This is a genomic window from Spirillospora sp. NPDC047279 (genome assembly GCF_040643285.1).
Classification (GTDB): Bacteria; Actinomycetota; Actinomycetes; order Streptosporangiales; family Streptosporangiaceae; genus Spirillospora.
Genome location: NZ_JBEYUA010000003.1, coordinates 270,372 through 290,142, shown reverse-complemented (window position 1 = coordinate 290,142; position 19,771 = coordinate 270,372). Strand labels below are relative to the sequence as shown.

The following is a 19,771-nucleotide window of genomic DNA, read 5'->3' as shown; positions in this document are numbered from 1 at the left end:
TAGGCCGGCGGTCGGCCAGGCAACCCGGTAATGCGGCCCGGCGGGGGCGCCGGGTCGGGCTCCGCTAATCACGATGGGGCCGCGATCTGCGATTTCTGGGCACAGCCAGATGGTGGTCGGGACGAACGGCTCGTGCGTGTCCCCTGCACCGCCACGTCCGAAGTTTCGCTGGAATGCCTGACAACGGGATGTCACGGTGTCGGGGAGCCTGGTACGCGGGACCGACACGACCGAGGGGCCGAACAGGTGACGCGTGGCTGACGAGCACACAGCCCCGAGCGGGGCATCTGGTGCGGCATTCAGCCTAACATCACCAGGGCACACTGCTATTCCCCAGAGGTCGATGTCTTCGCATTTTACCTAGCTGGATCATTGCACCTGGCCGGAGCACTCCACCAACCCCCGCTCGCGCGGCACATCGCGGCAACGGATGTGTACGTACGAACCTACGAACCGTCACGCTGAACGCAGGCGCCGTGGGGGGCGACGTTCAGCGGGTGTATGTGCCACCCATTACCCACTTCCGCGCCCATCGAATCAACTTGTGATGCGGTTGTGAAGGCCAGGACAGTAGGACCTGCCCCGGAAATCACCGCCGGCACCCCGTTCGCGCGCAACCGGGCGACCAGCGCAGCGGATTCGGGCATGGCGGGCGCCCGGTAGTCCTGATGCAGCCGGTCCTCGGTGGCGTCCAGCAACACGTCCTGCGGCAGGTCTCCGGTCAGCGCGGCGATCAGCAGCGCGGCCCGGCCCGCGTTGGCGGCCGCGTCCTTGTGGGGCACGGTCTCCGGCAACAGTCCGCGCGCCTGCTCGGTGGCGAGGCGCTGATCCGGTACGAGGGCCACGACCTGGCGTTCCAGGTCGAGTCGTACGAGCTTAGGCCCGGCGGGGGTGGTCCACGCAACGGTCAGACCGCCCGCGAGGCACGGCGCGACGTTGTCGGGATGGCCCTCGATGCCGGTGGCGAGCCGCAGCGCCGCCTCGTCGTCCAGCAGCTTGCCGTGCGGGTGCAGGGCACGGGCGGCGGTGATGCCGGCGAGGATCGCGGCCGAGGAGGAGCCCAGGCCACGGCTGTGCGGGATGCGGTTCGTACATCGCAGGCGGACGCCCGCGGGTTGCCCGGCGGGCGTGCGGCCGGTCCCGGCCAGCGACCCGTCGATCACCTCGAACGTGCGGCGCAGCGTCTTGACGATCAGATGCCGTTCGCCGCGGTCGGCGACCTCGGTGCCCTCGCCCTCGACCTCGATCGACACCTCGCCGGCCGCGGTCACCGCGACCTCGACGTCGTCGTACAAGGTCAGCGCGAGGCCCAGCGTGTCGAACCCGGGGCCGAGGTTGGCGCTGGTGGCCGGGGCCCGCACCAGGACGGGCGCCTCCGGCCAGCCGGGCGCCTCCGGCCGGTCGTGCGAAGGGGTCATGTGAGGCCCAGCGCGGACGCCGCGGCGGGCGCGTCCACCTTGACCGTGGTCGGCGCGGGCGCGCCCGCGATCGCCCAGTCGGGGTCTTTGAGGCCGTTACCGGTCACCGTGCAGACGACCGTGGAGCCCGGCCGGACGCCGCCCTGCTCGTGCGCCTGGAGCAGGCCGGCCACGCTCGCCGCGGAGGCGGGCTCGACGAACACGCCCTCCTCGGAGGCCAGCAGCCGGTAGGCCTTCAGGATCTGCCGGTCGGTGACCGAGTCGATGGCGCCGCCGGACTCGTCCCGCGCGGCGACCGCGAGGTCCCAGGAGGCGGGGTTGCCGATCCGGATCGCGGTGGCGATGGTCTGCGGCTTGAGCACCGGCTCGCCCTTGACGAACGGGGCCGCGCCGCTGGCCTGGAAGCCGAGCATGCGGGGCGTGCGGGACGACACCGCGTCCGCCGCGTACTCCTTGTAGCCCATCCAGTAGGCCGAGATGTTGCCGGCGTTGCCGACCGGCAGGCAGTGCACGTCGGGCGCGTCGCCGAGCGCGTCGACGATCTCGAACGCGGCGGTCTTCTGGCCCAGCAGGCGGTACTTGTTGACCGAGTTGACCAGGGCCACCGGGTAGTCGACCGACAACTTGCGGGCGAGCTCGAGGCAGTCGTCGAAGTTGCCGTCCACCTGGAGCAGCCGGGCGCCGTGCACCAGCGCCTGGGCGAGCTTGCCCATCGCGATCTTGCCCTGCGGCACGAGGACGGCGCACGTCATCCCGGCGCGTACCGCGTAGGCGGCGGCCGACGCCGAGGTGTTGCCGGTCGACGCGCAGATGACGGCCTTGGCGCCGTCCTCGGCGGCCTTGCTGATCGCCATCGTCATGCCGCGGTCCTTGAAGGACCCGGTCGGGTTGGCGCCCTCGACCTTGAGGTAGACCTCGCAGCCGGTCAGCTGGGACAGCCGATGGGCGGGCACGAGCGGCGTACCGCCCTCGAGCAGGGTGACCACGGGGGTCTGGTCCGTCACCGGGAGCCGGTCGCGGTACTCCTCGATCAGTCCACGCCAGGCGTGGTGTGCGGTCGCGTTCACAGTCGTCTCCTCGATGACCTGCGATGTTGGCCGGAGTCTACCGGGGCGTCCGGGGCGATTTCGTCCTCGGCGCCGGTGATCTCAGCCCCTGAGACGCCGCCTCCGGGCCGCCGTGTCACCGGTCGCTACTCGTCGCCCTCGACGCGCATCACGCTGGCGACCTCGCGGACCATCTCCTGGTTGCGCAGCCGTTCGACGGTCGCCGACAGCGCGGCGTCGGGGGCGCGGTGCGTCACCACCACGAGCTGGGCGTCCTCGCCCATGCCCTCCTGGCGCACGGACCGGATCGACACGTCGCGCCGGGCGAACTCCTCCGCCACGGTGGCCAGCACGCCGGGGCGGTCGGCCACGTCCAGCTGGATGTAGTAGCGCGTCACCGTGTCGCCCATGGGCAGCACCGGCAACTTCGCGTACGTCACCTCGACCGGCCCTGACGTCCCGGCGACCAGGTTGCGCGCCACCGCCACCAGGTCGCCCAGCACCGCGGACGCCGTGGGCGCGCCGCCCGCGCCGGCCCCGTAGAACATCAGCGACCCGGCCGACTCGGCCTCCACGAACACCGCGTTGTAGGCCTCGCGGACGCTCGCCAGCGGATGCGAGCGCGGGATCATCGCCGGGTGCACGCGCACCGAGACGCCCCGGCCGTTGCGCCCGTCCGCCGAGGGCACGCGCTCGCAGATGGCCAGCAGCTTGACCACGCTGTCCATCGCCTGCGCGCCGGCCACGTCCGCGGCCGTCACCTCGGTGATGCCCTCGCGGTGCACGTCCGCCGCCGTGACGCGGGTGTGGAACGCCAGCTGCGCCAGGATGGCCGCCTTGGCCGCCGCGTCGAAGCCCTCCACGTCCGCCGTCGGGTCCGCCTCGGCGTACCCGAGCGCCTGGGCCTCCTCCAGCGCCTCGTTGAACCCGGCACCGTGCGTGTCCATCTGGTCGAGGATGTAGTTGGTCGTGCCGTTGACGATGCCCAGCACCCGGTGCACGTGGTCGCCGACCAGCGACTCGCGCAGCGGCCGCAGCAGCGGGATGGCCCCCGCCACCGACGCCTCGTAGTAGAGATCGGCCCCGTACTCCCGGGCGGCGGCGAAGAGCGTCTCGCCGTCCTCCGCGAGCAGGGCCTTGTTGGCGCTGATCACCGACTTGCCGGCCTTCATCGCCTCCAGGATCAGCGTGCGCGCGGGCTCGATCCCGCCGATCACCTCGATGACGATGTCGACGTCGTCCCGGGTGACCAGGCCCTGCGCGTCCGTGGTCAGCAACGCCTGGTCGATGCCCTCGCGCGGGCGGCCCAGCCGCCGCACCGCGATCCCGGCCACCTCCAGCGGAGCCCCCACGCGCGCGGCGAGGTCGTCGGCCTGCTCGCTCAGCAGCCGGACGACCTCGGTGCCGACGACGCCGCAACCGAGCAACGCCACCCGCAACGCCCGTTTCACGCTCCTACCTCCGCATCGAGCCGCAGCAGATCGTCGTCGGTCTCCCGGCGGACGATGATCCGCGACCTGCCGTCCTTCACCGCCACCACGGCCGGCTTCGGGACGTAGTTGTAGTTACTGGCCATCGATCGACAGTACGCACCGGTCGCCGCGACCGCCACCAGGTCCCCGGGCGCAAGATCTTCGGGCAACCAGAGGTCCCGCACGACGATATCCCCGCTTTCGCAGTGCTTGCCGACAAGCCTGCTGAGCATCGGGCCGGCCTCGGAGGTCCGGCTGGCGAGCACGCACGTGTACTCGGCGCCGTAGAGGGCGGTCCGCAGGTTGTCGCTCATCCCGCCGTTGACCGAGACGTACGTCCGCAGGCCCTCGACGTCCTTGACGGTGCCCACCTCGTAGACCGTCACGCCGCCCGGCCCGGTGATCGCCCGCCCCGGCTCGATCGTCAGCCGCGGCATGGCCAGCTCGTACGCCTTGCACTCGCGCGCCACGATCGACCGCAGCCCGTCGGCGATCGCCTTCGGGTCATGCGGCTCGTCGCCGGGCACGTAGGCGATGCCGTACCCGCCCCCCAGGTCGAGCTCGGGCAGCTCGATCCCATGCTCGTCCCGGATCGCGACCAGCAGCTCCGCCAGCCGGTGCGCCGCGACCTCGAAGCCGTCCGTCTCGAAGATCTGCGACCCGATGTGGCTGTGCAGGCCCACCAGCTCCAGCTGGTCGAGCTCCAGCACCCGCCGCACGGCCTCCAGCGCCGCCCCCGAGTTGCGCGAGAACCCGAACTTCTGGTCGTCGTGCGCCGTCGCGATGAACTCGTGGGTGTGCGCCTCCACGCCCGTCGTCACCCGGATCATGACCTTCGGCCGGGCCCCGCGCTCCTTGGCCAGGTACCCCAGCCGGGCGATCTCCTCGAACGAGTCGAGCACGATCCGGCCGACCCCTGCCTCCAGGGCCCGCTGCAACTCCCACGAGGACTTGTTGTTGCCGTGCAGCGTGATCTTCTCCACCGGGAAGCCCGCGGCCAGCGCCACGGCGAGCTCTCCCCCGCTGCAGACGTCGAGCCCCAGCCCCTCCTCGTTCAGCCACTTCGCCACGGCCGTACAGAGAAAGGCCTTGCCCGCGTAGTGAACGTCCCCGTCGTCGAAGGCGGCCGCGTACTCCCGGGCCCGGGACCGCACGTCGTCCTCGTCGTACACGTAGAGCGGCGTCCCATAGGTCTCCGCGAGCTCCCTCACGTCGACGCCGCCCACGGTCATGACACCCCCCTCCCTCTTGGCCCCCCGCGGCCAGATGGCCGCGTCCAGGGCGTTGAGGTCCTCCGCCGGCGGCATCGGGTGGTCTTCGGTCAACACGTCCGCGTGCCGGGGACCTGCCGGGTGAACTCTGCTCATATCCGCTCTCTAGGGGTCTCACCGATCATCTTCAAGCCATTGCCCAGTGCAGTCCGCACGGCCCGCGCCAAGGCGACCCGCCCCTCGTGCACCGCACTCACCCGCTCGTCGCCCACCGGCAACGCGGGACACCTCTCATGAACGTCGTGGTAGGCGTCGGCCAGCCGTTCCAGGCACATGACCAGCGCCCTCGGCCGCCGTTCCCGCTCCGCCTGCGCGGCCCTCCCGGGCAGCTCCCCCAGACGGGCCACGACCGCCAACTCAAGATCGTTCAAAGCCTCCGAGGGGGTCTCCCCCACCCCGTACTCCCGCGCCCACCGCTCCACCGCGACGGCCCGCGCGTACGCGTACCGGACCCGGAAACCCGGGTTATCAAAGGTCCGAGGCCGATCAGCCCACCCACCTGGCGGCACCACCACGCGCCCATAGGCCTCGCCCGCCTCAAGAACCCCCCGCACCACATCACCCACGTCCACCCGCACCCGGATGAATCCCCCGGAGACCTCGACCCCCGCGACACCGGGCTCGGCCCGGACGCGCTCCGCGACACCCTCCGGGTCCAGCCCCATCCTCAGCGCGACCGGACTCCCGTAGAGCCCGGCCCCCAGGCAGCTCAACGGCACCTCGCGCACGCCTACGGCACGCGCGACAGCACCGTTCACATCGGCTGGGGTCACGCTGGCGAGACTATCCGACCACTATTTGGACGTTGCCAGCTTCCGCACCGTCTGGATCAGCTGGTTGGGATCGAACGGCTTGGTGACATAAGCGTCCACCCCGATCTCATGCCCCCGCCGCACGTCATGCTCCTGCGCCCGCGCGGTGATCATGACGACCTTCACGTGCTCGGTCTCGGGATCCTCCCGGAGCCGCACCGCGGTCACCCACCCGTCCAGCCGCGGCATCATCACGTCCAGCGTGATCACGTCCGGCCGGACGTCCCGCACCTTCTCGAGGCAGTCCTGCCCATCCACCGCGGTCACCACCTCGAACCCCTCGAGCTGCAGATTGACGGCGATGAGCTGCCGGATCACCTCGTCATCGTCGACGACCAGCACGCGTCCCAGTGGCTCGGTCACGGCCTCGAAGTTAGTCGACTCCACAGAGCAACGCACGGTGAACGCCGAGGTGCGCGCAACCTCCCGAACCCTGGTAGCCTTCATCTCGCGCCGAACGACCCAGCGCAATGCCCCCTTAGCTCAGGGGATAGAGCAACGGCCTCCGGAGCCGTGTGCGCAGGTTCGAATCCTGCAGGGGGCACCACACAAACCTGGTGGCGGCGGGTCGATGATGCTCTTTCTCGGCCGGACATTCTGTTCTGATCTCGGCGGGTGCGCCTCGGTGGATAGTGTCGTTCGGCGTGGATGCACTGGACCCCGTGGTGGCGTGGCTGGGCGAACGGACTCCTGAGGAGCTCGCCCGGCTGATCGAGGCTCGTCCGTACACCCTCGGGTATGGGCCGGAACCCCGCACGCTGCACTCTCTGGCCGGAAAGCTCCTGGCTCCGCACAATCTCGCCTCTATTGACGATCTGTCGCTCCCGGAGCTGGAGGTCGTTCTCGCCGCCGCCTCGATGGCGAACGTGGACGGCGACGTTCTTGTGGTCGACGTTCCCGAGAAGGAACTGCTGAGTGGCCTCGGTGCCGAGAGCGGGGAACGGCGGGCCGCTGCGCTGGCCGTCGTCGAGTCGCTGCGCTCTCGGCTGCTGCTGCTTCCGGCCAGGCAGGGGTATGTGGGCGTTCCTGCCGCCCTCGCCCAGCAGGCCGGACGGTCCGTGCCCGCCGCCCGCACGGTCCATCGGGCCTTGACGGCCTCGTACAACAAGCCGGAGATCTTGTTCATCGCGGGAGGTCTGGGCCTTCCTTCCGCCGCCCGGCCCGAGGCGGCTCGCAGCGGTGTTCAGCGGGAGGTCGTGGCGTTTCTCACCGACCAGGGCCGGGTCCGCGCCCTGGTCGCGAGTGCGCCCGCCGACGCGCGGGAACTGCTTGATCGGCTGGTGGAGGCGCGGGCCAAGTTGCGGACTTTCTGTTTTGTCGCGCGTGCGGGCAGGTACGGGTTCCGGGAAGACGGTTCCGGAGATCCCGCCACGGACTGGCTCGCCGCGCGCGGCCTGCTCGTCCCCGCCGGGGACGAGCTGGCGGAGGTGCCCCTTGAGGTTTCGCGTGCTCTGGGATCGGACTACCCGTTCAATCCGATGCCGCCGATGCCCGTGACCAAGCCCGCATCGCCGGAGCGAGTACGGGAGGAGGCTCAAGCGGCGGTCTCCGCGGCGGCGAATACGCTTGAGCGCCTGCTCAAGGCGTTGGACATGCGACCGGCGACGATGCGCAAGTCCGGTGGAGTCGCGGTACGCGAGACACGGCGGTTGGCCTCGGCTGCGGGCGTGGACGAGATCATCGCCCGGTTCTGGATCGAGCTCGCCGCGGCGGCCGAACTGATCGCGGTGCGTGCCACGAAGCAGGAGGCCCGGCTCCTGCCCACCAAGCGCTACGACGACTGGCTCCAACTCCCGCCTGCGCAGCGCATGGCGCCGATCGTGCGAGCCTGGATGCGGTTCTCCGAGACTCTCACGTGGTCCCCGTTCGAGCAGACTCCGGTCCCTCTCCACTACGAGCGGTACGAGCATGGGGCCGCGACGCTTCGCGCCGCTCTCTTGAAGCTGCTGGCGGATCTGCCTGACGGCACCGGTCTGGTCCTGGACGAGGGAACCCTGCCCGAACCGACCCTGGCCGCACTGCATTGGCAGTGCCCCGGCCTGCTCTCCACCGACCCCGCCGAACCGGACTACCGGCCCGAGCACAACCTGACCGAAGCCGAGTTGCTGGGCTTGTCCGCGCACGGCGCGCTCACCGGCCCGGGGCTCGCGCTGATCGGCTCCGGCGACCTCGTGACGACGTTGGACGCCCTGTTGCCCGCTCCTCAGGAGAAGGCGCATTTCCCGGGCGATCTGACGGCGGTGGTGCCAGGCGTTCCGACCACGGAACTGGCCGACCTGCTGACGGCGACCGCCGACCGGGAGTCCGATGGCCACGCGGTCGTCTGGCGGTTCACCCCGGCCTCGGTCCGTCGCGCCCTGGACGCCGGCCGCGATGCCGCGGAGATCATCGCCGCGCTCACCGACGCCGCGCTCGCTCCGCTCCCCCAAGCCCTGGAGTACCTCGTCACGGACACCGCCCGGCGGCACGGCCAGATCAAGGTCGTACGGTCCGCCTGCTGCCTGCGTTCGGACGACGAGACGCTCCTCCAGGAGATCGCGGGGCACCGCTCGCTGCGCAAGCTCGCACTGCGCCGCATCGCCCCCACGGTTCTGATCAGTACAAAGCCGGTGGCCGCGACGCTTGAGGCGCTCAGGGCGGCTGGTTACGCGCCCGCTCTCGAAGCCGAGACCGGCGCCATGGTGTTCGAACGTGCTTCGCGAGAACGCGCCCCCCTGCACCAGGGGCACGGCCGCCCTCGCCGGAATGGTGAGCCCGAGGCGGCCCTGGCTCTGGCCAGGAGGCTCCTGGCGTGATGACCCGTCGCGGCGCCGTCGGCGACTGCGGTTGAGGGCCGGTCCCGTGGCTGCGGATGAATTCGTCAGAGCCAGCCGCGGTGGGTGGCGCGGATGCCGGCTTGGAAGCGGCTTGTGGTGCCCAGGAGGGTGAGGAGCTCGCTGACTCGGCGGGTGTAGGTGCGGGAGGACAGGTTGAGGCGGGCGGCGGCGGCCTGGTCGGTGAGGCCTTCGTTGAGGGCGGCCAGGACGGGGGCCAGGTGGGCCGGCAGCTCGTGGGGGTCGCGGTCGGCGGAGGGGTCGGCTCCGGTGGACCACCAGTGCGCGTGGACGGTGGCGAGGGCGTTGACGACCACGGGGTCCCGGACGATGAGCATGCCGTTGTAGAAGACGTCCATGTCGAGCGGGACCAGGGCGACCGTACGGTCCAGGACGGCCAGGCGGAGGGGGATCTGGGGGATCAGACGCGCCTTGCCGCCGCCGTTCCACTGGATGGTGCCGAGCTCGGCGTCCCTGGCCAGGCCCTGCGGAGAGGTGATCTGGCGGACGGTCGGGATCTGGGCGACGCTCCGGCGTACGCAGCCGGCCGCGTGCACGAGCATACGTTCGGGGACGCCCTGGTCGAGGCAGCCCGACGGGTCGTCGAAGGTCAGCAGCTCGCTCCGGGCCGCGGCGGACAGGCGTGCCACCATCGGGCCGACCTTGGGGGCGTCCACGCGCTGGGCGGGCGGGCGGACGCCGCGCGCGGAGTAGAAGGCCGATTCCTCCAGGGCCTCGCCCACGGCTTCGCGTACCTGCGTCCGTAGCTCCGGAACGGTCATTACGGGCCCCTTCGTCCGGCCTCCGGCGGAGGGGCTCGGGTGACGGTCCAGCGCTCAACCGATGCCTAGTTTACGCCACGCATTTCTGTCATGACAGTGTGTAGTCGAGACTCCGGGCACATCGGGCCGAAGGAGCGAACCATGCGCGTTGCGCGCGGGTGGGCGGGCTCCTACTCTCTGTCTCGACCACCGTGATCAACCGGCTGACAGGGGTACGGGCGTTGGGCGTGCAGTCGGAGCCTCAACGGACCGTCGGAGGGCGGTACCGGCTGGCCGGGCCGCTGCCCGCCCCGTTCGTGATCGAATGCGAGACCGGATCAGGGGCCGTAACCAGGGCGCGCATCGCCCCTGCACCAGTCATAGATCACGATGCTGTGCACGACGAGGTCGTGCAGGGAGGCCCGGTGGCGGCTCACGGCGACCCACAGGAGGCCCGCGGGGAAGAACGTGCACAGAGCCACGCGCAGGAGCGCGCGGGCGAGCCCGAGCCGCCCGCCTGACCTGGCCAGCACTCTCAGACCCATCATCTGGTCTCCGGGCGTGCGCCCGGTGCTCACCCAGCCCCAGGTGAGATAGCCGATCGCGATGCCGCCGGCGGCGGCCGAGGCAAGGCCGCGCGGAGGACTCGGGAGGGTGAACGGCCCACCGAGGACGAGGTACCGGGCCACCCCGGCGCAGACCAGCGCCAGGACGCACACCGCCGACACGGCGAAGGCGTCGATGACGGCGGCCGCGCCCCGAGATACCAGGCCCGCGCGATGTCCCTGGAGGCCGAGCGGGTCGTTGGCCACCGCTAGCGCCGCGGGGCGCCGGGGTCGCCCCGCCGGCGGCCGGTGATGCGGTCGACGAGACCGTCGGCGCGCATGCTCTGCGCGCGGAACGCGTCGATCGTCTCCTGGGTCATGGTCTCGCTCGACTCCCGCACGATCGCGGGAACGTCGATCTCGCGGAGCACCTGGTCGACGATCGTCTTCAGATCGAGGCGCTCCACCACGGCGTCGATGTCGAGTCGCTCGGCGACCTGGTTGGGATCGACTCGGGCGACGACGGCGTCCAAGTCCATCCTGTCGAGAACCGCGCCGACCGCGGCCTGCAGGAGCGCGCGGCCGGCCACGGCGGCCTCTCGCTCACCGCGGAGCCGCTCGGCCCGGCCCTGCGCACTCCAGGACTCCAGCCGGCGGCGGGCGCCCGCCACCGGACCGGAGACCGGAAGGCGGAGCACGTCCGCTCCCCGGCTCGACGTGACGCGGTCACGGATCACGCCACGGAGCCGGGCCGATCGGCGGCGGGTGTCCATGCCGAGACCGATGACGACGTCGGGCACGAACCGCAACGCGGTATGCGGCTCCGCCTTCGGGGAGGCCCCGAGCGCGATCCGCACCGCGCTCTCGAGGATGCCCACGACGTTCCCCGCAGCGCCCAAGGCGATGCGCGTCACCCGCAGATCCCGCTCCTCCTGGCGGTGAGCGGGCACAACCGGATCGTCGGTCACGGACGGCATCACAACACGTTGCCGTGGTGAACGTCCTCACCCGCTCCGGGCGAGGCCCTGTGGCCACGTCCGGAGCCTTTGATCGGGGATGGTCCTGACCCATGGCTCCCGGGACCGCCTTCTGGGCCGCTTTCGCCGCCTCCCGTTACGCCGATCCCCCACCATCGGGACGGAGCACGCGACCACCGCGCCGCCGTGGACGGCGGCCATTCCGATGGCCGGCCCTCAGCTCAGCTGAGCAGGAGGCCGAGCGTGCCCTTGGCTACGAGGAGGGCGGCGAGGAGGGCGGTCGTCGAGTAGGCCACCAGGCGGAGGTTCGTCAGCAACCACTCTTGCCATCGTTGGTGGATGTCGGGTGCCCGGTCGGGCTTGGCCAGGGCGATGAGCAGGGGCAACGCCACGCCGAAGGACGCCACCACGACGAAGGCGGCGATCGTGGACGCGAGGGCCCAGCCGGTCAGGCCCGCTTGGAGCAGTTGGTTGACCGCGGCGGCGGCCAGGAGGTAGCTGGGCATGAGGACGCCGAGGCCCAGGGCCACGATCGGCGGCATCGTGTCGATCCGTGCGACCCAGCGGGGAGTCGTGGCCGTCGTCGCGCCGCTCTTTCGCCAGCGCCAGATCAGGAACGCGGCGAGCAGCACGCCCAGGGCCACGTCAGCGCCCGGGTGTGCGGCCGATGTCCTCTCCGTCGACGCTTCGGGAAGGAGGAGGGCTCCGGCGGCACCGACCGCGGTGAGCGCCGCCATCCAGCCGGCCACGAAGGCCGTCAGCTTGATCATTCCGCCCTTGGCCGCGGCGAAGAGCACGGCGGCGAGGAGGGACAAGGGTCTCAGCGCAAGGCCCAGGGCAAGGGCGAACAGCAGGGCGAACGAACTGAGTTCCATGGTCGGCGCAGCCCCTCCCCTCGCCCCGGGCGCTGAGGATGCCGCCCGTACGGCCTATGGGGACCATCATCCGTGGTGGGTGATCCACGTCGGACGGCCACCCCTAAGCCCGGGGAGCCAGGCTCCCCGCCCGCGAGGTGCCCCCTCAGGCGGCCAGCACCTTGGCCTTGGCGCGTTCGTACTCCTCGCTCGTGAGGTCGCCCTTGTTCTTGAGCTCGGCGAGCCGCGTGAGCTCGTCCGCCTGTCCGGCACCGCGGGCGGGTCCGGTCTCGCCCACACGCCGCCGGAACCACTCGTGCTCCCGGCTGCCCATCTGGCCGCCGCGCACGATCAGGTACACGAACACGCCGAGGAACGGCAGGACGACCACGAAGATCGACCAGCCGGCCTTGACCCAGCCGCTCAGCGAGTCGTCGCGGAAGATGTCGGCGAAGACGCGGAAGAGCAACATGAGCCAGAGGACCCAGAGGAAGAACCACATCATGGTCCAGAAGAGGTTCAGAAGCGGGTAGTCGTCCATTCGGCGGTCTCCTGTCGGTCGTTCTTCCTGCCTCGTACGGGGTCCAGAGTCCGCTCGTCCGGGAGCGCGGCCATCACCCGTCAGGGGCGACCGCGGCGGGTCAGGGCACGGAGCCTCGGTTCGGGGGCGGGCGCGTGCTCGGGGGCGGCCACGTTCGCCGCGAGGTGGGTGCCGTAGCGGTTCGCCAGCGGTCCCGCCGTGACGCCGTGCGCCACGACGCTGAGGAGCACCGTGATCGTGATGACCGTCAGCGCGGGGCCCGCCGCGGTGCCGAGCTCTTCCAGGGCCAGCAGGGCGAAGATGACCGACGCCAGGCCCCTGGGGCCGAACCAGCCGGTGAACGCGATGGTGGCGCGGCCCAGTCCGGTGCCCACGCACGCCAGGGCGACCGGGATCATCCGTACCGCGGTCAGGCTGAGCAGGGCGTAGCCCAGCACCTGCCAGGTGAGGTCCTCGACGGCGGGCACCACGGCGACGGCGCCGAACATCAGCCAGACGATGAGCGAGGCCAGGCCGCCGCTCTCCTCCACGAACGGCACGAGCCGCTCGTTCTCCCGCCCGGAGAGGTTGCCGAACGCCGCTCCCCCGACGAAGGCCGCGATGAAACCGTTCCCGTCGACGGCGACGGCGGTCGCGTAGGCGCAGAGCGCCAATCCCAGGACCGCGGGTCCCGCGAACCCCTCGGCCGACCAGCCACGGCCGCGGGCGCGGCGGAGCAGCTCGCCGCCCACGCCGCCGGCACCGGCGCCGACGAGGACGCCCAGCGCCAGCTCGGTCAACGCGTCCAGAGGAGCGCCGTGCCCGGCCGATGACAGGCCCGCGATGGCGAGCATGACGAACGGTGTGGCGATGCCGTCGTTCAGGCCGCTCTCGACGTTGATCAGGCGCCGGATCCGCGCCGGCACGGCCGGGTTGGACATCAGGGAGGCGCCGAGGGCGGCGTCGGTCGGGGCCAGGGCGGCACCGATGAGAAGGGCCGCCCAGACGCCGCCGTCCGGGAACATCACGTACGCCGCTCCCGCGCCCAGGGCGATCGTCAGCGGGAGTCCCACGCCGAGCAGCCGGACGTAGAGCCCGAGGTCGGCCCGGAGGTCGGCGATCCGCACGCGGGCCGCGTCCGAGAACAGGACCAGGACGAGGGTCACCTCGGCCATCACCTTGATCGTCTCGGCGGTGGGCCGCTGGTCTCCGATGGACGCGAGCAGGGCCCCGGTCGTGACGAACATGATGGCAGCCGTCACGTCGAGGTGCTGGAGCCTGGCCGAGAACGCTCCCCAGAGGAAGATCGCCCCTGCGATGACGGCGACTGCGGCCATGCTCATGACCCCTCATCTCCGCCGGGCGGCGGCCCTCCCGTCCGATCCGTCCGATGGTGCCCGGGCCGCCGGCCGCGGGTCGTCATCCGCGGTGGGTGAGCATGCCCGCCCCGCGGAGCCGGGCTCCTGGTCACCCTGGGCGGGTGATGGTTCTTCCTCCGCGGCAACTGACGGTGGCCACACCGCACGTGGCCGTCGACAGGCCCCCGAGGCTAAGGACACCGTGATGACGAACAGCATGACCGCCGCCGAAGAGAGCCGCGTGAACATGCGAATCCTGCTCACCAGCACCGCCCTCATCGGGGCGGGGACCCTGATCGGCCTGACCGGCGTCGTGCTCGGCGGCTCGGCGCTGCTGGCCGGGGCCCGGCGCAAGATCCGGCAGATGGACGTAGCGCCGCGAGAGCTCGCCAGGCAGAAGCTGCTGCAGGCCAAGCACGCCACCAGCGCGGGGGTCGACGCCTGGCAGCACGGGCCCAACGAGGTACGCGAGGGGCAGCCCGTGTCGTAGCCGGCCCGGGCAGCTCGGAGTGAGCCACATTCGCTGGACGTATCGCTGAGATGGGTGGACGCGTGCTGGGGCCGGCCGGCAGATGGCTGCGCTCGCTACGGCCGGAATGGCGCCACACGCGCGCCGACGCGATGGCGGGGGCGACGACCGCCGTCAGCGCCGTGCCCGACGGGATGGCCACGTCGGTCCTCGTGGGCGTGAATCCGGCGCACGGGCTGTTCGCGAACTTCGCCGGACCGCTCTTCGGCGGCATGTCCACCAGCACCCGGCTGATGGTCGTCAGCACCACGAGCGCGTCCGCGCTGGCCGCGGGCTCGGCCTTGCAGGACGTGGAGCCGTCCGCGAGGCCGGCGGCGTTGTTGCTGCTCACGGTGGTCGCCGGTGGCGTGATGATCGCCGCCGGCGTGCTGCGCCTCGGGCGGTACACGCGGTTCGTCTCGCACTCGGTGATGATCGGCTTCCTGACGGGGATCGCGGTGAACATCATCTGCGGTCAGATCCCCGTTCTCACCGGTTCGCCCGCGACCGGCCCCTTCGCCCTGGCCAAGGCGTTCGAGGTCGTGACCCATCCGGCGGGCATCGACCTCGCCTCCCTGCTCACGGGGCTGGTGGCGCTGGCCATCCTCGTCGTTCTCAAGCGGACCCGCTGGGCCATCGCCGGCACGGTGCTGGCGCTGGCCGTCCCGACGGCGACGGTCATGCTGGGCGGATTCGACGGCGTCGCCCTGGTGGAGGACGTCGGCACCATCCCCCGGGGCCTGCCGTCGCCGCATCTGCCCGAGCTCGGCGCGCTCTCGTTGCAGCTGGTGAGCGGAGCGCTGGCGGTCGCGGTGATCGTGCTCGTCCAGGGCGCCGGTGTCGCCGAGTCCATCTCGAACGAGGACGGCAGGCCCTCGAACTCCAACCGGGACTTCATCGCGCAGGGCGTGGGCAACCTGGCGTCCGGGGTGTTCCGCGGCCAGCCGGTCGGCGGGTCGGTCGGGCAGACGGCGCTCTCCGTCGCGAGCGGCGCCCGCACCCGCTGGGCCCCGCTGTGGTGCGGAATCTGGATGTTGCTGATCCTCGTCGCGCTCTCCGGCGTCGTGGGGAAGGTCGCCGTCCCGACGCTCGCGGCCGTGCTCGTCTTCGCCGCGTCCGGCTCGCTCCGGCCCGCCGAGCTCGTCACGATCCTGCGCACCGGTCCCACCTCCCAGATCGCGATCGTCACCACGTTCACCGCCACGCTCCTCCTCCCGGTGGCGGCCGCCGTCGGCATCGGCGTGGCGCTCTCGCTGCTGCTGCAGCTCAATCAGGAGGCCATGGACCTGAAGGTGGTGGAGCTGGTGCCCGAAGGCGACCGGACCTGGCGGGAGCGGCCCGCGCCGAAGGTGCTGCCCGGCCACGGCGTGACGGTGCTCGACGTGTACGGCAGCCTGTTCTACGCCGGAGCCCGGACCCTGCGCGTGCGCCTTCCCGATCCGGCGGGGAGCGACGCCCCGGCGGTGGTCCTGCGCTTGAGGGGCCGTACCTCGCTTGGGGCCACGTTCTTCCTCGTCATCGCCGACTACGCGGAGAGCCTGTCCCACGTCGGCGGCCGGCTCTACCTCAGCGGCCTCGACCCCGAGATGCTCGACAAGCTGCGCCACACCAAACGCGTGGATCTCTCCGGTCCCGTGCGGGCCTTCGAGGCCACCCAGCGGGTCGGCGAGTCCACCCGCGCCGCCTACCTGGACGCCGAGGCGTGGGGTGTCCGGCACCGTAAGGAAACCTGAGGCGACGGCACTGACGTTCTCCCAGGTCAGCGAACGTCTGCCTGCGGGACTGCGGCCCCGCGGCCTCCTTTGCACATCGGAGGTGGGTACGGCCAGTACCGGCTACGAGATCGCCGCATGAGGTCACAGGTCTGGCTTACCTGGACATTCCAACGCAATACTCCTTGGACTGAATCATCGGGGGGCGTCATAGGCGACGAGAAGGAGCGAACGTGGCCTCAAGCCTCGAACAGAGATCGACCCGGCGAACACTGCTGGGAACGCTGACCGGCCTCATCATGGTCCTGTCAGCCGTGTTCGCCGTGCCGGCCGCGTCTGCGGACATCCCCGGCACCGACGAAGTCGTGACCAGCTCGAACGTCAAGCATCTGGCCAACGTCCCCAAGTCGGGGCCGTTCGCCGGGCCGACCGCGTTCGGCACGGACATCGCGTTCACCGGCAAGTACGCGATCTCCGGCAACTACCTGGGCTTCACCATCTATGACATCAGCAAGCCCAGCGCGCCGAAGATCGTCAGCATGGTGAACTGCCCGGGGTCGCAGAACGACGTGTCCGTCGCGGACAACGGGAAGCTGCTGTTCCTGTCGACCGACTCGTCGCGCAGCGACGACTCGTGCCAGAGCGTGGCGAAGCCGGTGTCCGACCCCACGGCGTGGGAGGGCATCAAGGTCTTCGACATCAGCGACAAGGCCAACCCGCGGTACATCAAGTCCGTGGAGACCCAGTGCGGCTCGCACACGCACACGCTGGTGCCCGGCAAGCGCGGCTCGGTGTACATCTACGTCTCGTCGTACATCCTGCCCACCTGGCTCGTCGGAACCCCGAACGTGGGCCCCGACTGCCAGCCTCCGTTCGACAAGATCTCCATCGTCAAGGTTCCGCTGAAGGCGCCGACGAGCGCCGCGGTGGTGGCCACTCCCGTGCTGTTCCCGGACGGCGGCAACCCGGGCAACCCGGGCCGTCCGGACAACCCCGTTCCGGGTGACGACACCTGGGTCCCGACCACGGGCTGCCACGACATCACGGCCTACCCGGACAAGGGCATCGCGGCGGGCGCCTGCATGGGCGACGGAGCGCTCTTCGACATCTCCAACCCGGAGAACCCGAAGGTGCTGACGACCATCAGGGACACCACGAACTTCGCCTTCTGGCACTCGGCGACGTTCAACCAGAAGGCGAACAAGGTCGTCTTCACCGACGAACTCGGCGGCGGCTCGGCCGCGACCTGCAACCCCACGATCGGCCCGAACAAGGGCGCGAACGCGATCTACGACATCGTGGGCAAGGGCAAGAAGGCCAAGCTCGTCTTCCGCAGCTACTACAAGATCTCCCGGACGAACGCCGACACCGAGAACTGCGTGGCGCACAACGGCTCGCTGCTCCCGGTGAAGGGCAAGGACATCATGGTGCAGTCCTGGTACCAGGGCGGCATCTCGATCTGGGACTTCACCAACTCGCGCAAGCCGAAGGAGATCGGCTTCTTCGAGCGCGGACCGCTTCCGCCCGGGTTCGCCCTCGGCGGCACGTGGTCGGCGTACTACTACAACGGCTTCATCTTCTCCAGCGACATCCAGAAGGGCCTTGACGTCGTCGACGTCAGGGACCGTCGCACCGACGCCGGCAAGAAGGTCTGGCTCCGCGAGCTGAACACGCAGACGCAGCCCGACTACTTCGATCGCCACTGATCGACCGCTGGACGACAGGGGCCTCCCAGCCGGGAGGCCCCTGTCGCGTTTTCCGGGAGGCGGCGGCATCCCAGGGACGATCCCCGCCCCACCGGAGAGCCGGCTCTGCCCGGCCGGCTCCCCGGCGTCGCCCCCAAGGCCCCGCTCAGGCCTCGCCCCCTGGCCTGCCGGTCAGGAGTGGCGGTCGCGGTAGGCGCTGGGGGTGGTCCCGTGGGCGGCGCGGAAGGCGCGGCTGAACGCGGCGGCGTCGGGGAAACCCCAGCGGGCGGCGACGGCGCCGATCGGCTGGGTGGAGGCGCGCAGGTCGCGGCGGCAGTGCTCCAGGCGCCGGGTGCGGATGTAGCGGGCGACGGTGGTGCCCCTCGACTGGAAGATCCGGTAGAGCTGCCGCACCGACAGGTGGTGGGCCTGGGCGATCGCGGCCGGGGTCAGGTCGACCAGGTGGAGGTGCTCGTCGATCCATGCCTGGACGGCCCGGAAGAGGTCGGGGGCGTCGGGCGGCGGCGGCTCGGCCGCCCGGCCCAGGCGTTCGCTCAGCGCCGCGGTCATGAGGTCGACGATCGCCTCGCCCAGGTGATGGGAGTGCGGGCCCTCGACGGCGTCGCCGTCCCGGGCGAGCGAGGTGAGCACCGCGGTGAACGTCCGGCCGGTGCGGGTGTCGAGCGGCGTGGCGGTCAGGGTCGAGACGCGGTCCGGCGGGATCGGGATCGCGCGGTGCGGGACCAGCACCGTGAAGATGTGGTGCGCGACGAACGAGATCTGCACGGGGCGGCTCAGGTCGTAGAGGACGAACTGGCCCGGCCGGACGAGCATCGTGCGGTCGTTCTGGCGGAGCAGGCAGGACCCGCTCAGCATCAGGCCGATCTTGTAGTACTCGGCGGAGAGTTGTGACGCCGTGCGCTGCACGGCGTGGGCCGGGGCGAAGACCTCGCCGGCGTGGACGGGACCCAGCGTGCGGGCGACGAGGCGGGCGGAGAATCCGCGCCGGCGGGGCGGACGGACGTTGAGGGGGCCGAACGCCTCGGCGATGGCGTGCTGCCAGTACTCGGCCTGGTCCTCGGCGGGGTGGTCGGCGGTGGTGATTTCCGTCGGCATGCGTGCTCCCTTGCACTCGCCGCCAGGTTTGCCGGGCCGGTCGGCCGCGTCAACACGCGAACCCGCACAACGCGGGCGGCGGAGTTCGGCAGGGAACGCCAACAGGGCGGCAGGCGAGGCCAAGGGCGGCGGGTGGCCACCGGGATAGACAGGACGCGGTGGGGTCACGTTCAAGGAAGGATGTCCCGTGTCCGACACGAACAACGAGATGAGCCGGAAGGGCTTCATCACGGCGGTGGGACTCGGCGCGCTGGCGCTGCCCGCCGTCATGGACGCCGCCCCGGCCCGGGCCCGTTCGCTGCCGCCCACCGCCACCTGCGACGACGGGGACGAGCCCACCCGCCCGCAGACCGAGGGACCGTACTTCAAGCCCAACTCCCCGCAGCGCACGTCGCTGATCGCGGCGGGCACGGTGGGGACGCGGCTGACGGTGACGGGCTTCGTCTACACGATGTCGTGCCGGCCGGTGGGCCGGGCCCTGCTGGACTTCTGGCAGGCCGACCACTACGGCCGCTACGACAACGCCGGCTACCGGTTCCGCGGCCACCAGTACACCGACGCGACGGGCCGGTTCGCGCTGACCACGATCGTGCCCGGCCTCTATCCCGGCCGGACCCGCCACATCCACGTCAAGGTGCAGGCCCCGTACCAGCGGGTGCTCACCTCGCAGCTCTACTTCCCGAACGAGCCGCGGAACCAGACCGACACGATCTTCGACCCGACGCTGGTGATGGACGTCCAGGACGTGCCGGGCGGCCGCGCCGCGACGTTCGACTTCGTACTCCGGCTGCCCTGAGTCCCGGTGCGCGGCGCCGATCGCCTCCAGGCCGCGCACCGGCGGAAGGACGGGCTCCGGAGCGGTCTCCGGGGCCCGTCCGGGCACGGACGCCCCACCGGGTATGT

Annotated in this window: 18 protein-coding genes and 1 tRNA gene; 6 read left to right on the top strand and 13 right to left on the bottom strand. The window is 71.1% G+C overall.

Annotated features, from left to right (window positions below):
* Positions 1-446: 446 nt before the first annotated feature.
* From thrB to ABZ810_RS08465, 6 genes are all read right to left on the bottom strand, one after another.
* Positions 447-1,418: a homoserine kinase gene (gene thrB / locus ABZ810_RS08490; RefSeq protein ID WP_358400922.1), complete on the bottom strand. Its 972-nt coding sequence runs from the start codon at positions 1,416-1,418 to the stop codon at positions 447-449.
* A complete protein-coding gene (thrC, locus tag ABZ810_RS08485; RefSeq protein WP_358400919.1) occupies positions 1,415-2,485 on the bottom strand; it encodes a threonine synthase in 1,071 nt (356 codons plus the stop codon). Before thrC ends, thrB begins: the two co-directional genes overlap by 4 nt.
* Positions 2,486-2,610: 125 nt before the next feature.
* Positions 2,611-3,897 (bottom strand): homoserine dehydrogenase, encoded by a 1,287-nt coding sequence (locus tag ABZ810_RS08480; protein WP_358401702.1) that lies wholly within the window; start codon positions 3,895-3,897, stop codon positions 2,611-2,613.
* Between the two features lie 14 nt (positions 3,898-3,911).
* On the bottom strand, positions 3,912-5,303 hold the full coding sequence (gene lysA / locus ABZ810_RS08475) for a diaminopimelate decarboxylase (RefSeq protein ID WP_358400916.1): 1,392 nt from the start codon (positions 5,301-5,303) through the stop codon (positions 3,912-3,914).
* Positions 5,300-5,980 (bottom strand): DALR anticodon-binding domain-containing protein, encoded by a 681-nt coding sequence (locus ABZ810_RS08470; protein WP_358400914.1) that lies wholly within the window; start codon positions 5,978-5,980, stop codon positions 5,300-5,302. Before ABZ810_RS08470 ends, lysA begins: the two co-directional genes overlap by 4 nt.
* 21 nt (positions 5,981-6,001) lie before the next feature.
* Positions 6,002-6,361, bottom strand: coding sequence for a response regulator (locus ABZ810_RS08465; protein WP_358400912.1), 360 nt, complete (start codon positions 6,359-6,361; stop codon positions 6,002-6,004).
* Positions 6,362-6,491: 130 nt separating this feature from the next.
* Here ABZ810_RS08465 and ABZ810_RS08460 point away from each other — a divergent pair.
* Positions 6,492-6,566, top strand: a tRNA-Arg gene (locus tag ABZ810_RS08460).
* Positions 6,567-6,663: 97 nt separating this feature from the next.
* Positions 6,664-8,814, top strand: coding sequence for a helicase-associated domain-containing protein (locus ABZ810_RS08455; protein ID WP_358400910.1), 2,151 nt, complete (start codon positions 6,664-6,666; stop codon positions 8,812-8,814).
* A 65-nt stretch (positions 8,815-8,879) separates the two neighbouring features.
* Here ABZ810_RS08455 and ABZ810_RS08450 read toward each other — a convergent pair whose 3' ends face one another.
* The 6 genes from ABZ810_RS08450 to ABZ810_RS08425 form a co-directional block, all read right to left on the bottom strand.
* Complete coding sequence (locus ABZ810_RS08450; protein WP_358400907.1) at positions 8,880-9,614, bottom strand: hypothetical protein; 735 nt, start codon at positions 9,612-9,614, stop codon at positions 8,880-8,882.
* Between the two features lie 317 nt (positions 9,615-9,931).
* Positions 9,932-10,405, bottom strand: coding sequence for an RDD family protein (locus ABZ810_RS08445; protein ID WP_358400905.1), 474 nt, complete (start codon positions 10,403-10,405; stop codon positions 9,932-9,934).
* 2 nt (positions 10,406-10,407) lie between these two features.
* Complete coding sequence (locus tag ABZ810_RS08440; protein ID WP_358400903.1) at positions 10,408-11,106, bottom strand: hypothetical protein; 699 nt, start codon at positions 11,104-11,106, stop codon at positions 10,408-10,410.
* Positions 11,107-11,336: 230 nt separating this feature from the next.
* Entirely contained in the window at positions 11,337-11,990 is a 654-nt protein-coding gene (locus ABZ810_RS08435) for a GAP family protein (RefSeq protein WP_358400901.1), read from the bottom strand.
* A 145-nt stretch (positions 11,991-12,135) separates the two neighbouring features.
* Positions 12,136-12,510, bottom strand: a complete 375-nt coding sequence (locus tag ABZ810_RS08430; RefSeq protein WP_358400899.1) for an SHOCT domain-containing protein — start codon at positions 12,508-12,510, stop codon at positions 12,136-12,138.
* Positions 12,511-12,590: 80 nt separating this feature from the next.
* Positions 12,591-13,832, bottom strand: coding sequence for a cation:proton antiporter (locus ABZ810_RS08425; RefSeq protein WP_358400897.1), 1,242 nt, complete (start codon positions 13,830-13,832; stop codon positions 12,591-12,593).
* A gap of 220 nt (positions 13,833-14,052) precedes the next feature.
* Between ABZ810_RS08425 and ABZ810_RS08420 the strand changes: the two genes are divergently transcribed.
* The 3 genes from ABZ810_RS08420 (at position 14,053) to ABZ810_RS08410 (ending at position 17,773) form a co-directional block, all read left to right on the top strand.
* Positions 14,053-14,337 carry a hypothetical protein gene (locus ABZ810_RS08420; RefSeq protein WP_358400894.1) on the top strand — a complete coding sequence of 95 codons (285 nt, stop codon included), beginning with the start codon at positions 14,053-14,055 and terminating at the stop codon, positions 14,335-14,337.
* Positions 14,338-14,399: 62 nt separating this feature from the next.
* Positions 14,400-16,088 carry a SulP family inorganic anion transporter gene (locus ABZ810_RS08415; RefSeq protein WP_358400892.1) on the top strand — a complete coding sequence of 563 codons (1,689 nt, stop codon included), beginning with the start codon at positions 14,400-14,402 and terminating at the stop codon, positions 16,086-16,088.
* Between the two features lie 212 nt (positions 16,089-16,300).
* Positions 16,301-17,773 (top strand): hypothetical protein, encoded by a 1,473-nt coding sequence (locus tag ABZ810_RS08410; protein WP_358400890.1) that lies wholly within the window; start codon positions 16,301-16,303, stop codon positions 17,771-17,773.
* A 171-nt stretch (positions 17,774-17,944) separates the two neighbouring features.
* On the opposite strand, the gene ABZ810_RS08405 is transcribed toward ABZ810_RS08410, so the two are convergent.
* Positions 17,945-18,868, bottom strand: coding sequence for a helix-turn-helix domain-containing protein (locus ABZ810_RS08405; protein ID WP_358400888.1), 924 nt, complete (start codon positions 18,866-18,868; stop codon positions 17,945-17,947).
* 187 nt (positions 18,869-19,055) lie between these two features.
* Between ABZ810_RS08405 and ABZ810_RS08400 the strand changes: the two genes are divergently transcribed.
* Positions 19,056-19,664, top strand: a complete 609-nt coding sequence (locus ABZ810_RS08400) for a dioxygenase (protein ID WP_358400886.1) — start codon at positions 19,056-19,058, stop codon at positions 19,662-19,664.
* Positions 19,665-19,771 lie beyond the last annotated feature (107 nt).

What these genes read in the sequence shown, in the direction of transcription:
- ABZ810_RS08430 (WP_358400899.1), bottom strand. Translation starts at nt 12,510, where the DNA reads ATGGACGACTACCCGCTTCTGAACCTCTTCTGGACCATGATGTGGTTC.
- lysA (WP_358400916.1), bottom strand. Translation starts at nt 5,303, where the DNA reads ATGAGCAGAGTTCACCCGGCAGGTCCCCGGCACGCGGACGTGTTGACC.
- ABZ810_RS08420 (WP_358400894.1), top strand. Translation starts at nt 14,053, where the DNA reads ATGACGAACAGCATGACCGCCGCCGAAGAGAGCCGCGTGAACATGCGA.
- ABZ810_RS08435 (WP_358400901.1), bottom strand. Translation starts at nt 11,990, where the DNA reads ATGGAACTCAGTTCGTTCGCCCTGCTGTTCGCCCTTGCCCTGGGCCTT.
- ABZ810_RS08425 (WP_358400897.1), bottom strand. Translation starts at nt 13,832, where the DNA reads ATGAGCATGGCCGCAGTCGCCGTCATCGCAGGGGCGATCTTCCTCTGG.
- ABZ810_RS08450 (WP_358400907.1), bottom strand. Translation starts at nt 9,614, where the DNA reads ATGACCGTTCCGGAGCTACGGACGCAGGTACGCGAAGCCGTGGGCGAG.
- ABZ810_RS08405 (WP_358400888.1), bottom strand. Translation starts at nt 18,868, where the DNA reads ATGCCGACGGAAATCACCACCGCCGACCACCCCGCCGAGGACCAGGCC.
- thrB (WP_358400922.1), bottom strand. Translation starts at nt 1,418, where the DNA reads ATGACCCCTTCGCACGACCGGCCGGAGGCGCCCGGCTGGCCGGAGGCG.